The sequence below is a fragment of the Aeromonas sp. 19NY04SH05-1 genome (genome assembly GCF_040581895.1).
In the GTDB taxonomy this organism is placed as follows: domain Bacteria; phylum Pseudomonadota; class Gammaproteobacteria; order Enterobacterales; family Aeromonadaceae; genus Aeromonas; species Aeromonas enteropelogenes.
Genome location: NZ_CP095328.1, coordinates 1316728 through 1329087 on the forward strand (window position 1 = coordinate 1316728; position 12360 = coordinate 1329087).

13 protein-coding genes are annotated in these 12360 nt (G+C 59.7%); 7 read left to right on the plus strand and 6 right to left on the minus strand.

Going from position 1 to position 12360, the window contains the following annotated elements; genetic code table 11:
- Positions 1-30: 30 nt before the first annotated feature.
- A complete protein-coding gene (locus MRK42_RS06265; RefSeq protein WP_338611952.1) occupies positions 31-840 on the plus strand; it encodes a VacJ family lipoprotein in 810 nt (269 codons plus the stop codon).
- Positions 841-965: 125 nt separating this feature from the next.
- Here the strand turns inward: MRK42_RS06265 and sodB are convergent, their stop codons facing one another.
- Positions 966-1550, minus strand: coding sequence for a superoxide dismutase [Fe] (gene sodB, locus MRK42_RS06270; protein WP_026455806.1), 585 nt, complete (start codon positions 1548-1550; stop codon positions 966-968).
- A 287-nt stretch (positions 1551-1837) separates the two neighbouring features.
- Between sodB and MRK42_RS06275 the strand changes: the two genes are divergently transcribed.
- Complete coding sequence (locus MRK42_RS06275; protein WP_026455805.1) at positions 1838-2182, plus strand: Grx4 family monothiol glutaredoxin; 345 nt, start codon at positions 1838-1840, stop codon at positions 2180-2182.
- 62 nt (positions 2183-2244) lie between these two features.
- Here MRK42_RS06275 and MRK42_RS06280 read toward each other — a convergent pair whose 3' ends face one another.
- The gene (locus tag MRK42_RS06280) at positions 2245-3456 is read right to left on the minus strand and encodes a methyltransferase domain-containing protein (RefSeq protein WP_042024841.1); all 1212 of its coding nucleotides are present in this window, start codon (positions 3454-3456) and stop codon (positions 2245-2247) included.
- Between the two features lie 210 nt (positions 3457-3666).
- Between MRK42_RS06280 and MRK42_RS06285 the strand changes: the two genes are divergently transcribed.
- The 5 genes from MRK42_RS06285 to MRK42_RS06305 all read left to right on the plus strand — a co-directional run bounded on the left by MRK42_RS06285 (position 3667) and on the right by MRK42_RS06305 (position 8211).
- Positions 3667-5664 (plus strand): reprolysin-like metallopeptidase, encoded by a 1998-nt coding sequence (locus MRK42_RS06285; RefSeq protein WP_338611953.1) that lies wholly within the window; start codon positions 3667-3669, stop codon positions 5662-5664.
- Positions 5661-5990, plus strand: a complete 330-nt coding sequence (locus MRK42_RS06290) for a hypothetical protein (protein WP_338611954.1) — start codon at positions 5661-5663, stop codon at positions 5988-5990. The genes MRK42_RS06285 and MRK42_RS06290 overlap by 4 nt, the downstream gene beginning before the upstream one ends.
- Positions 5991-6146: 156 nt before the next feature.
- Positions 6147-6785: a pyridoxamine 5'-phosphate oxidase gene (gene pdxH / locus MRK42_RS06295; protein ID WP_338611955.1), complete on the plus strand. Its 639-nt coding sequence runs from the start codon at positions 6147-6149 to the stop codon at positions 6783-6785.
- A 42-nt stretch (positions 6786-6827) separates the two neighbouring features.
- On the plus strand, positions 6828-7442 hold the full coding sequence (locus MRK42_RS06300; protein WP_338611956.1) for a glutathione S-transferase family protein: 615 nt from the start codon (positions 6828-6830) through the stop codon (positions 7440-7442).
- Positions 7443-7674: 232 nt separating this feature from the next.
- Positions 7675-8211 (plus strand): N-acetyltransferase, encoded by a 537-nt coding sequence (locus MRK42_RS06305; protein ID WP_026455800.1) that lies wholly within the window; start codon positions 7675-7677, stop codon positions 8209-8211.
- A 45-nt stretch (positions 8212-8256) separates the two neighbouring features.
- On the opposite strand, the gene MRK42_RS06310 is transcribed toward MRK42_RS06305, so the two are convergent.
- The 4 genes from MRK42_RS06310 to hflD form a co-directional block, all read right to left on the minus strand.
- Complete coding sequence (locus MRK42_RS06310; RefSeq protein WP_338611957.1) at positions 8257-8664, minus strand: hypothetical protein; 408 nt, start codon at positions 8662-8664, stop codon at positions 8257-8259.
- A 242-nt stretch (positions 8665-8906) separates the two neighbouring features.
- Positions 8907-10037, minus strand: a complete 1131-nt coding sequence (locus MRK42_RS06315; RefSeq protein WP_338611958.1) for a cupin domain-containing protein — start codon at positions 10035-10037, stop codon at positions 8907-8909.
- Between the two features lie 216 nt (positions 10038-10253).
- Entirely contained in the window at positions 10254-11624 is a 1371-nt protein-coding gene (gene purB, locus MRK42_RS06320; protein WP_338611959.1) for an adenylosuccinate lyase, read from the minus strand.
- Between the two features lie 121 nt (positions 11625-11745).
- Positions 11746-12357 carry a high frequency lysogenization protein HflD gene (gene hflD / locus MRK42_RS06325; RefSeq protein ID WP_026455796.1) on the minus strand — a complete coding sequence of 204 codons (612 nt, stop codon included), beginning with the start codon at positions 12355-12357 and terminating at the stop codon, positions 11746-11748.
- Positions 12358-12360 lie beyond the last annotated feature (3 nt).

A 12360-nucleotide genomic window follows, 5' to 3' on the forward strand; every position in this document is an offset into this window, starting at 1 on the left:
TTAATCAAAATAAAAATCTAGGACTTCCATATGTATCTGCGTTCAGGGGCCGTGCTGGCAGCCCTCTTGATAACAGGTTGTGCCGGCGGGCCGCCCAAGCCCGGCCCCGAGAGCCTGGATCTCGATCCCGGTATGAATGTGCCGGGAGCAACCAGTACGGCGGCTGATCCCCGCGATCCCTTCCAGGGGGCCAACCGGGCGATGTGGGCGGTCAACTACGACGTGCTTGAGCCTTATGTCGCCCGTCCCGTGGTGCATGCCTACGCCAACTATGTACCCGAGCCGGTCAAGGTTGGCATCGAAAACTTCGTGGAAAACTTCAACGAGCCGAGCAGCATGGTCAACCACCTGCTCTCGGGCGATCTGAAGGGGGCGGGCACCAACCTGGGGCGCTTTACCCTCAACACTACTGTGGGTCTGCTGGGTATCTTCGATGTGGCCAAACACGCCGGGCTTGAGCGCGACAAGCTGGAGCTCTCTACCGTGTTCGGGCGCATGAACATTGGTGAAGGGGCCTATGTCATGGTGCCCGTCTATGGCCCCACCACCACCCGCGAGATAGTGGGGGATACCATAGACGTGCTCTACTTCCCCTACGCACTGCTCACCTTCCCGCTCAAGGTGGCCCACTGGGCGCTGGATGGACTGGGCTCCCGTGCCAAGCTGATCGATCAGGAGCGGATCATCGACAACGCACTCGACCCTTACGCCCTGACCAAGGACTTCTATCTGCAATACAACGAAAACAAGGTCACGGGTAGCCAGGGCGGCATCCCCAAGCAGAATGAAGCCAGTGGCGATGATGCCAATCTGGACGAGTATCTGGATGAAATAGACTAGTAACTGCACATGCTGGAACACATGTACAAAAGAGGGCGCCTTCAAGCGCCCTCTGTGTTTTCATCGCTGGATGTCAGACATAAAAAAACGCCCTGCAATGCAGGGCGTTTTGGCAAGAGCGGCTATCAGGCAGCCAGATTCTTGGCCACGAATTCCCAGTTGACCAGGGCCCAGAAGGTTTCCATGTACTTCGGACGCAGGTTGCGGAAATCGATGTAGTAGGCGTGCTCCCACAGGTCGACAGTCAGCAGCGGGGTAGTACCGGCTTCGGTCAGCGGGCAACCGGCGTTGGAGGTGTTGACGATGGCCAGGGAGCCGTCAGCCTTCTTCACCAGCCAGGTCCAGCTGGAACCGAAGTTGCCGATGGCAGACTTGGTGAAGGCATCTTTGAACTCGGCGAAAGAGCCAAAGGATTTGGTGATGGCGTCGGCCAGGGCGCCAGTCGGCTCGCCACCGCCGTTCGGGGAGAGGCAGTGCCAGTAGAAGGTGTGGTTCCAGATCTGGGCTGCGTTGTTGAAGATACCGCCGCTGGAGGTCTTGATGATCTCTTCCAGAGACTTGCCTTCAAACTCGGTACCCGGCACCAGGTTGTTCAGGTTGACCACGTAGGTGTTGTGGTGCTTGCCGTGGTGGTATTCCAGGGTTTCCTGGGAGATGTGCGGTTCCAGAGCATTGATTGCATAGGGCAGAGCGGGAAGTTCGAATGCCATTTTCTACTCTCCATTGGCTGGACCGTGCGAAAGCGACGGTTGCAAGACATTGCGTGCTCTTTTCTTATTTGAAAAGAGATGTTTATAAAATGATGAGGCAGGATAGCCCAAAGCCAAGGGATTGTAGCAGCATCAAAGATGGGCTAACAACTCCTGATTGGCGCCATGATCGCGATCAATGCAGGTGCAATTCTCTGTGCAATTCATATGCACATTTCCCTTTGTGAGTTTGTGCTCAGGCCAGATTGCAGTAGAATGGCCGCCGAAATCGCTCTAGTGAGGCATCTATGGAAACTATTGAAAAGATTAAGCAGCAGCTGGCTGACAACCCCATCATCATCTACATGAAAGGGTCTCCCAAGCTGCCCAGCTGTGGCTTCTCTGCCCAGGCCTCCCAGGCGCTGATGTCCTGTGGCGAGCCGTTTGCTTATGTCGATATCCTGCAAAACCCAGATATCCGTGCCGAATTGCCGAAGTTCGCCAACTGGCCGACCTTCCCCCAGCTGTGGGTCGAAGGCGAGCTGATCGGCGGCTGCGACATCATGATCGAGATGTTCCAGGCCGGCGAGCTGCAGACCCTGATCAAGGAAACTGCTGCCAAGTACAAGAAAGATGACGCTGCCGCCGAATAAGGCTGCATCAGTATCATGAAAAAGGGGAGCCAATGGCTCCCCTTTTTATTGTGGCGGTGCTATCAGGCGATCCGCTCAATACGCGCCATATAGAAGCCATCGAAACCGGTGGCGGCGGGGCTCACGGTGTGATCGTCACGCAACCGGAAATTTTCGTTGGCAGCGAGGAACTTGTCCACCTGCTGGCGGTTTTCCTGGGGCAGGATGGAGCAGGTGGCATAGACCAGCAGACCGCCGACCTTCACCATCTGGCTGTAGCGCTGCAGAATTTCTTCTTGCAGGGCCACCAGCACCGGCAGACGCTCGGCGGTGTCGCGCCACTTGGCATCCGGATTGCGCTTGAGTACGCCAAGACCGGAGCAGGGCACGTCGAGCAGGACGCGATCCGCGCTCTCTTTCAGGCGCTTGACTGTCTTGCTGCTGGTGATGACCCGGGTCTCCACGTTGTGAGCCCCGGCGCGGCGGGCGCGCTGCTTGAGGTTCTCCAGCTTCCACTCTTCCACATCCATCGCCAGCAGTCGGCCCTTGCCGTTCATCATGGCGGCCAGATGCAGGGTCTTGCCACCGGCACCGGCGCAGGCGTCGATGACGCGCATGCCCGGAGTGACCTCCAAGGCGGCAGCCACCAGCTGGGAGCCGGCATCCTGTTGCTCGAACCAGCCATCGGCGAAGGCGTTGGTGCGGAACAGGGCGGCATCCGAGGTGACCTGCAGGGCGCTCTCGACCCCTTCTACCGGGACTGTGGTGACATGTTCTTTCGCCAGTGCGGCCTGCAGCTCATCCTTGTTGCACTTGAGGGTGTTGACCCGCAGGTAGCGCTTGGGCATGGCGGTAAGGGCGGCACGCTCGGCAGGCCAGGCTTCGCCCAGTTGCTCGCTGCCGAGTTTTTCCAGCCAGCCAGGGCAACCATCCATCAACACCGGATTCTTCTTGGCCTCGGCCAGACGACGGCGAAACGCCTCTTCGTTGAAGCGATCCAGGGTCGGATGGTTGGGTTGGGCAATCTTGTGGAAGGCGTGCCAGCTGTGCAGCAGCGGCCAGACGTTCTTGGCGGCCTGACGGACCTGAATGCCGGTCAGGGCGCAGTAGAGACTGAGACGACGCAGCAGGTCGCCGGTGACCAGGGCAATCCTTGCCTGTTCTTGCGGTTTGAGATCGATGCCGGAGAAGTGACGGGCATAGGCGCGATCGAGGGTAAGGCCCTGCGCCAGTACATCGTCAACGATGGCAACGACCAGATCCCCGAAACGGGGCAACAGTGGGGATTTGAGCATGAGATTAACCTTGGCCAGATAAGGATGAACCGCCTTCTCGCGAGCGCGGTTCTAAAACGGATAAATCCGCGCAATGATAGGGGTTAGATCAAGTTGGTGCAACTCTCCCCGTTTGGGAAATATACTGGTCGCCAAACTGGTTCAATTGGGCCAGTGACAAAATAAACTAGATTTCAGTTCAGGCAGATGCATTTAAAAGGATTACAAAAGATGCAGTTGATAAGACATTCCTCCCTGGCGCTAATCGTCGCCACCCTGATGACGTCGACCAACCTGGTGGCCAAAGAGTGGGACACGGTGGCGGCACGCGCCACCGCAGCAGATGGCTATGAAGTAAGGGCCAACCAGTTCCGGGTGGTCAAGGTTTCTCTTGATTACATAAGTGGGTTGGTTGCCGGGGAGCGCCAGCTGAAGTTGCCGTTGCCCGACGGGGGAGAGGTGACGTTTGTCCTGCAAGCCTACGATCTGCTGCCTGCGGATCTGGCGGCCAAATATCCCGATATCCAGACCTTCAAGGGACACAATCCGGCGGCGCCGCAAGAGACGGGGCGGTTTGACCTCGGTCCGCAAGGTTTCCATGCCATGTTCAGCCATCAGGGCAAGACGGTGTTTGTCGATCCGTTGCGCAATGCAGAAGGCTACGCCGTCTATTACCAGCAGGATGCCTATAGCCGCCTGGATGAAGAGGCAGACAAGGTGATTGGCGGGGAGGCCAGGAGCCTAGTGCGCAAGGTGCAAGTTGAGGGCAACGTGCGCAAGCATTACACCATCGCCATCTCGGCGGCGGGAGAGTATACCCAATACCACGGCGGTACGGTTGCGTCGGGTTTGTCAGCCATCGCAACCCTGCTCAACCGGGTTAACGAGGTGTATCAGCGTGACGTAGGGGCCGAATTTCAGCTCGCCAGTGGCAACGACACCATCATCTATACCGATCCGGCTAGCGATCCATTCTATAACGGTGAAGATCCTGCCGGCTCGGGTAGAACCGATCTGGATATCAACATTCAGGTGCAGCAAGATGCCCTTGGTCGAGGATTGGGGAGCTTTGATATTGGCCATGTGGTCAACACTGGTGGGGGAGGCCTGGCCAGCCTGGGGTCGCTCTGTACAGTGAACAAGTCGGCGGGCATGACGGGTTCGGACACTCCGGTGGGGGATGCCTTCTTTATCGACTATGTGGCACACGAGATCGGCCACCAGTTTGGCGCCGATCATACCTTCAACGGCACCACCGGCAGTTGTGGTGGCGGGAACCGGGCCGCCAGCCAGGCGTGGGAGCCCGGTAGCGGCAGCTCCATCATGGCCTATGCCGGGATCTGCGGGGAAGAGAACATTCAGGCTCACAGCGATCCCTACTTCCACAGCAAGTCCATCGAACAGATGCGCGCGCACATGGCCACTGTGCCCGGTTGTGGCGCCACGTTGAATCTCACCAACAATGCGCCGCAAGCGGTGGCCGGCGCCGACTACATCATTCCGGCCAATACTCCGTTCATGCTCAAAGGCGCCGGTTCCGATCTGGACAATAACCCTCTCACTTACACCTGGGAGCAGATCGATCTGGGGAACGCGTCCAGTAGTGCGAGCGAAATGATCGACGACGGTACCCGTCCGCTGTTCAGGTTTGTTTCGCCGATCAGCTCGCCGGAGCGGATCCTGCCCAGTCTGGCATCCCTGTTTTCGGGAACTCTGACCAAGGGCGAAGCCTGGCCAACCACCAACCGGGATCTCAACTTCCGGCTCACAGTGCGTGACGGGCAGGGCGGGGTCGCCAGTGACGACATGAAGGTACAGGTCGTCAACACGGGCGCGGCTTTTCGCATCATCAGTCCGATAGGAACCCCGGTCACCGCGGGGGGCGTGCAAACGGTCAGATGGGAGGTGGCCGGTACGGATCAAGCCCCCATCAGCTGCCGCAAGGTTGATCTGCAACTGACTCGTGATGAGGGGGCCAGCTGGGTGAGTCTGGCCAGCGCTCAGCCCAATACGGGCTCGGCCAATGTCACATTGCCGGCCGGTGCCAGTGGCACAGCCCGTTTGAAGGTGGCCTGCAGTGACAACATCTTCTTTGCCATCAGTCCGTTCCGCTTATCCGTGGTACAAGGCGGTGAAAGCTCGGGTGGTAGCAGCGGTGGTGGCGGTGGTGCGCTCGGTTTCTGGACATTGGCGCTGACCCTGCTGGGCTGGCAGCGGAGGCGCAGATGAGGATCAGCGGCTTGCTGTTATTAACCCTGCTTGGCGGATGTCAGGCCGATGCCGATACGCTGGAGCAGGCGATCAGTGCCAGTCTGGCCAAGCAGGATTATCGGCTGATAGTGCGGGCAGGGCGCGGTGAGGTGGCACCCGGCATTGCGGCCAGTGAGCAGGAGGCGGCCAAGGCGCGCTGTGGCGTGCGTTATCTGGACGGTCTGGGTGATGTTATCAAGCCAGATCAGAAAGAGGCCCACGCCGAGCTGAGCGCCTATGTGGCCGAGTATAACCGGCGCATGCTGGTCCATTGTCCGCAAGTTCCGGCCGGTCACCAGCAATGACTGGTGGCTGTTGGTTTGTAAAAGGGAGGCTTGTGCCTCCCTTTTGTTTTCCCTGGGACTAATTGACCTCTCCGAGACTTGTACCCATGGCGTGCTCGTCGCACAATGCCGCATGCATCGCCGCGCTCTGGCGGCAAGTAAAGAAGGAAAATCAAGATGATGGATGTGGCTGATCTGCGCCGCGAATATACCCGGGGCGGATTGCACCGGGCCGATCTGCCGGCCGAACCACTGGCGTTGTTCGAGAAGTGGCTGGCTCAGGCCTGCGAGGCCAGATTGACGGATCCGACCGCCATGGTGGTGGCTACCGTGGATGCCGATGGCCAGCCCTGGCAGCGTACCGTACTGCTCAAGCACTACGATACCCAGGGGATGGTGTTCTACACCAACATGGGCAGTCGCAAGGCACATCAGCTGGAAGGCAACCCCCGCATCAGCCTGCTCTTCCCCTGGCATCCCCTGGACAGGCAGGTGCACGTGACTGGCCGGGTGGAGAAGCTTGGCACCCTTGAGGTGATGAAGTATTTCCACAGCCGTCCCAAGGACAGCCAGATAGCCGCCTGGGTCTCCAAGCAGTCGACCCGCATCTCGGCACGCGGCGTGCTGGAAGCCAAGTTTCTCGAGCTCAAGCAAAAATTTGCCAGCGGTGAAGTGCCCCTGCCGAGTTTCTGGGGCGGCTACCGGGTGGTGATCGACACGGTCGAATTCTGGCAGGGGGGCGAGCATCGCCTGCACGATCGTTTCTACTACACCCGCGAGGGGGATGGCTGGCATATCGAGCGTCTGGCACCCTGATTATTCAACCTGGTTTCAACCCCCGTTTCACAAGGAGTGTGTATGCGTCTGTATGGTGATTTGCGATCCGGCAACTGCTACAAGGCATGGCTGCTGGCCCGCTGGCTCGAGTTGCCCCTGACCTGGGTCAATGTGGATATTCAGGCGGGGGATACCCGAACTCCCGAGTTTCTGGCGCTCAACCCCAACGGCAAGATCCCGGTGCTGGCCATCGGTGAGGGGGATGCGCTGGCCGAGTCCAATGCCATTCTCTTTTATCTGGCGCAGGGCTCCGCGCTCTGGCCATCGGATCCTCGCCAGCAGGCGGAAGTGCTCAAGTGGATGTTCTTCGAGCAGTACAGTCATGAGCCCTATATCGCGGTCGCCCGTTTCATCGTCCACTATCTGGGCCGACCGGAATCCCAGGAGGCGCGACTCGATGGCCTCAAGGCTGGCGGTGAGAAGGCACTGGCGGTGATGGAGCAGCAGCTTAAGCAAAGCCCCTATCTGTGCGGCGAGGCGCCGACCATCGCCGATATCGCTCTCTACGCCTACACCCATGTGGCGGAGGAGGGGATTTTCTCTCTGCAGGGGTGGCCGGCCATTCGCGCCTGGATCGACCGTATCGAGTCACATCCCCGCCATCTGAGCCTGCCAGCTGCCTGTCAGGCAGAGTAAGGCGAGTCGACCAAACCATCGGGCGCACCCAGGGGGCGCCCGTCATTTCCATCTCATCCCTTTGTGTGGAAGAGCTTGGCCACGGGTCGATCCGCGTTCACTTGCTCTCCCTCGTCAGAGGTATGTCAATCGTTTTCCTGAGTGCACACTCCCATTTCTGGATAAAGGCGCTCAGGCCGCTCGCCACTTGTGTGGAATAATGGCCGCTCCGCTGTACGAGGAGTAACGCTGTATGTTGAGAACCGAGCGCCCTGGCGACATGTTGCCGGTCTATGAGCTGGTGAGCGCCGCCTTTGGCCGTTGCGATGAGGCCGAGCTGGTCAACCGTCTGCGCGAATGCGGCGCCGCCGTGGTGACCATGGTCGAGGAGGAGGAGTACGAGTTCATGGGGCACCTGATGCTGAGCCCGATCACCATTGCGGGTGAGGAAGGTCCCTGGCTCGGGCTGGCTCCGGTGGCGGTACATCCCGACTGGCAGGGGCAGGGCATAGGTTCGGATCTGATCCGCGAAGGACTGGATACGGCGCTGGAGATGGACTGGAAGGCGGTGGTGGTGCTCGGCGATCCCGCCTATTACAGCCGCTTCGGGTTTCGTCCGGCCAGCGAGTTTGGCCTGCACTGCATCTACGAGGTGCCCGCCGACTGCTTCATGGCGATGGAGCTGCAACCGGGGGGCCTTGCGGGCGTTGCCGGGGAAGTGCTCTATCACCCCCTGTTTGATGAACTGCCTGATGAAGTGGCGGAAGAACACCAGGAAGCGTGTGAATAGCAAAAAGCCCTCGATGAGGGCTTTTTTCATCTGCATTGATGGGGATCAGGCCATGATGTCGAGCAGGTTGCCCCGCTTGTCGCCCTGACCGACCATCTCTCCCATCTGCTGGCCGAGGGGGCTCTGCCTGAACTGCAGGTAGTCGCCGAGCTGCTGTTGCTGCTGGTGGCGCGCTTCCATCCGGTAGATATCGGCGGCAGTCGGGGCGCTCTGCCCGTTGCTCTCTTGGCCGCTGGCTTGCATATAATGATCCACCGCGGCTTTGTCCTGCTGCTGCTCGGTATAGGAGACGGCCAGAGTGCGGCGGGTAGTCTCCTTCTCCTCCTGCTTCGCCACATACTCATCTTTCTTGTCCAGCGCCTTGTCGCGGCCCTGGCTGATCTGCTCCGGGGTCAGCTTGGGATAGGCGTTGTCATAACCGGGCAACGGCATGGGACGAGTGCTGATCTGCATGGGATACCTCTCTTCTAAACCTGTCTGCTTGAGCAATGACCGCATGATACGGATTTTTGCCTGATCAAAAAAGCATCATCAGGTGCGCCGTCAAGAGTGGGTTCAGCTTCGAAAGCCGGTTGTGGATCAGGCAAGAAGTGAAAAGTGCCGCTGGGTCGACCTGGTTGGCAGTAGATGATGTGAAGTCGGTGGCAACAGAGATAAAAAAGGCGCCCGAAGGCGCCTTTTGTCACAGCGAAGGATCAGTTGAAGAACCAGTAACCGCGGTTGACCAGACGGGTCAGCAGCTGCAGGAAGCCGGCCTGATCGGCAAGTTCCACCATGTCGGCTTGGGTGACCATGTCCTTGTCGCACAAGAGCGAGATGGCCGCAGCATCCTCGCTTGGCAGGGTCCAGGCTTCGCCGTCGATATAGCAGGTCTGGCTCTCGCCGCTGAACCAGACAGAGCGCAGCCCCGGCACCTTGATGGCGGGCTCGCCCTGGGTCAGCAGATCGGCCACCTCGTCGGCGCTGTAGTCCGGCTCCACCGGATTGACGTCCAGATCGTGCTTGGCCTCGGAGATCATGGTACCGAACCACTCCTTGAGCAGGGCCTCGTCATCGAGGGCCTGTTGCATCAGCTCGCGCAGGCGGTGCAGCTCGTGGGGCTGAATTTCGCCGTGGCGGGCGCGGGGCTTGAGGTCAGGATCACCGTAGCGCTCGGTACGCAGGTCGTTGTCGATCAGATGGTCGGCGAAGGAGGAGATAAGCGCCTTGGCGTCCGGTGCACGGAAGCCCACCGAGAAGTTCAGGGAGGGCTCGATGGCGTAGCCCTCGTGGGGGAATCCGGGCGGAATGTAGAGGATATCGCCCGGCTCCATGATGACGTCGATGATCGCCTCGAACGGCTCGCAGTGCAGCAGGGCGGCATGGGCGGCGAACTCATTGCGCGGTGTGGCATCGCCGACGCGCCAGTGGCGCTTGCCCTGACCCTGGGTGATGAAGACGTCGTAGTTGTCGATATGGGGGCCGACACCGCCATGGGGGGTGGAGAAGCTCACCATCACATCGTCAAAGCGCCAGCCCGGGATGAACTGGAACGGCAGTGCCAGCTCGTTGACCTCGGGTGCCCAGTGGTTGCAGGCCTGCACCAGAATGGTCCAGTTCTCCTCACCCAGGTGATCGTAGGATTCGAAGGGGCCGTGGGCTGCCTCCCACTTGTTGTTGAAGCGGGTGACGAGGCGCGATTCAATCACCTCTTCCATGGCCAGACCCGCCAGCTCGTCCGGGCTGATGGGATCCTGAAAGTCTTTGAAACCGCCCTTGATAAGGAGCGGGCGCTTCTGCCAGTAGTGCTCAAGGAAGTGAGCGATATCCAGATTGAGTTGGTACATGGTGCTTCTCGTATCTTGTGAGAGAGGGCTTGCCCAAGACGGGCTTGGGCAAGGCCACTCGGTTGAACATAACTACGTAGTTGAACACAGCTACGTAGTTGAGCATGGCTGCGTCGTTGAACATAGTGACACAGGTCGAAGATAGTGACCCGGGTCGAAAATAACAGGGGCCCTGTGACAGAGTATGCACAGGGCCCCTGTTCGTTGGTTATCCGCTTATTTCAGCAGATCGACCAGACGCTGGGCGTCACCGATATAGTTGGCCGGAGTGAGCTTTTTCAGCTCGACCTTCACGTCCTCGGGCAGTTCCAGGGTGTCGATAAAGGTACGCATGCCTTCGGCGTCCACGCGGCGGCCACGGGTCAGCTCTTTGAGCTTCTCATAGGGCTTCTCGATGCCGTAGCGGCGCATCACGGTCTGGATCGGTTCGGCCAGCACTTCCCAGTTGGCGTCCAGATCGGCAGCCATGGCGTCCGCGTTGGCTTCCAGCTTGGAGATGCCCTTCAGGGTCGCCTGATAGGCGATAAGCGAATAGCCCACCGCCACTCCCAGATTGCGCAGCACGGTCGAGTCGGTCAGATCACGCTGCCAGCGGGAGATGGGCAGTTTGCTTGCCAGGTGCTGGAACACGGCGTTGGCCAATCCTAAGTTGCCTTCGGAGTTTTCGAAGTCGATGGGGTTGACCTTGTGCGGCATGGTGGAGGAACCGATTTCGCCGGCGATGGTACGCTGCTTGAAGTGGCCCAGGGAGATATAGCCCCACACATCGCGATCGAAGTCGATCAGGATGGTGTTGAAGCGCGCCATGGCGTCGAACAGCTCGGCGATGTAGTCGTGCGGCTCGATCTGGGTGGTGTAGGGGTTCCAGGTCAGGCCCAGAGAGGTGACGAACTCCTCGGAGAACTGGTGCCAGTCCACATCCGGGTAGGCGGAGAGGTGGGCGTTGTAGTTGCCCACGGCGCCGTTGATCTTGCCGAGGATCTCGACAGCCATGATCTGCTTGAGCTGGCGCTCCAGACGGTAGGCGACGTTGGCCATCTCCTTGCCCATGGTGCTCGGGGTGGCCGGCTGACCGTGGGTGCGCGATAGCAGCGGCATGTCGCGATACTCATGGGCCAGACGCTTGATCTCGGCAATCAGCTTCTCGCAGTAGGGCTTGATCACCTCTTCCCGAGCGGTCTTCAGCATCAGGCCGTGGGAGTTGTTGTTGATGTCTTCGGAGGTGCAGGCGAAGTGGATGAACTCGCTGACGGCGGCGAGCTCGGGATTCACTTCCACCTTCTCTTTCAGGAAGTACTCCACCGCTTTCACATCATGGTTGGTGGTGCGCTCGATCTGTTTGATGCGTGCGGCGTCGGCTTCGTTGAAGTTGCTGACAATACCGTCGAGCAGGGCACTGGCGGCCGCGCTCAGGGCAGGGACTTCCGGGATCCCGGCGTGGCTGGCCAGTTTCTGCAACCAGCGCACTTCGACTTCGACGCGAAAACGCAGCAGGCCGAATTCGGAGAAGATGGGACGCAGGGCATCGGCCTTGTCGCCATAACGACCGTCAATCGGGGAAACAGCAGTCAGCGCTGACAGCTCCATGTGGTGAACTCCTGATGTGTGTGGGGGATTCGAATCCACTCGCGCGCTTGCAGTGGTTATCAAGGCTGATGTGCGGCTGTTCACCTTGATGTCGACCTCTCTGCCCGGGCGCGAGCGATGATTAGTAACGTTTGGCCAGTTCGACCATCTTCTTGCGGGCGAAGATGATCTGGGTGCGGCTGCCGCCCAGCTGGCGCCACAGCACCACGGCGCGAATACCGGCCAGCAGCAGGGCGCGCACCTTGTGCTGCACCAGCGGCTGTTGCAGGAACAGCGGGGTGCCCGCTACCTGGATGCGCGGCCCGATGGGGCTGATAAGATCGCTGTAGATGCTCGCCATGTTGGCCAGGATCTGCTCGTCGAGCAGATCGAAATGCTGTTGCTGACGGCCAATCTGGCTGATCCGCTCGCCCAGCATGTTGAGAATGTCCTTGCGCTTGGCCAGCTTGCGCTCCAGCGCAATCAGACTCACCACGTAGCGGGTCAGCTCGGCGTTCTTCTGGCTGCCGTCGGCGCCCAGCTGGTCGACCAGGGCGCGGTAGCCGTCGCGAATGGCCAGGTGATTGCCGAACACGTCCAGCGGCTGCTTGGGATCGGTAACCAGGATGCTTTGCAGGCTCTCGCGCAGGGAGGCCTCGTCGCAGGTACCGTCACGGGCCACCTTCTGTACCAGATAGGCGGCCTGGCAGATGCCGGCAAAGGCCATGGTTCTGTCTTGGAATTTGTCGCTCACGTA